The following is a 751-nucleotide window of genomic DNA, read 5'->3' as shown; positions in this document are numbered from 1 at the left end:
TCCATTTGGTCTTGGCGGTGACGAAGGTGCGAAAGCAAGCATTCGTTATATCGAGCGTTTATTGAACGATGATGAAGCGGGTATCATGAAACCTGCTGCGATCATCGTAGAGCCAGTACAAGGTGAGGGCGGTGTAATTCCTGCTCCAGCATTCTGGTTGCGCGAACTACGTCGTATTTGTGATGAGCACGGTATCCTACTGATTTTTGATGAAATCCAGTGTGGTGTGGGTAAATCTGGTTACAACTTCGCTTTCGAAGAAGCGGGTATCGTTCCTGATGTATTGTGTCTTTCTAAAGCGATTGGCGGCGGCTTGCCAATGTCACTGCTTGTGATCAATAAGCAACACGATACGTGGAAGCCAGGCGAGCACACGGGCACATTCCGTGGTAACCAACTTGCAATGGTTTCAGGTGCTAAAGCGCTTGAAATTATCCAACGTGACAACCTTGTTGAGCATGCGAACGTTGCGGGCCAATACCTACGTTTTGGTCTCGAAAGCATCCAAAAACGTGTTAACTGTATTGCTGAAGTTCGTGGCAAAGGCTTGATGCTAGGCGTTGAAATCAAGAATCCTAACGGCGAGCTTAACAAGTTTGGTGAACCTCTTGCTGACGGTCAGTTGACCCTAGCGATTCAACGTGCTGCGCTTGAGCGTGGTTTGATGGTTGAGAAAGGCGGCCGCGAAGGTTCTGTTATTCGCTTCCTTCCACCACTTATCATTTCATTCGAACAGATTGACTTCGCATTA

1 protein-coding gene is annotated in these 751 nt (G+C 47.8%); it reads left to right on the top strand.

Annotated features, from left to right (window positions below):
- Positions 1-751: aminotransferase class III-fold pyridoxal phosphate-dependent enzyme (locus tag R7Q48_RS26955; protein ID WP_318133313.1), on the top strand; the 751-nt coding region annotated here is incomplete at both ends.

Source organism: Vibrio sp. 378, assembly GCF_033339435.1.
The sequence above is the reverse complement of the archived record's forward strand: the minus strand, read 5'-3'. Positions and strand labels throughout refer to the sequence as shown.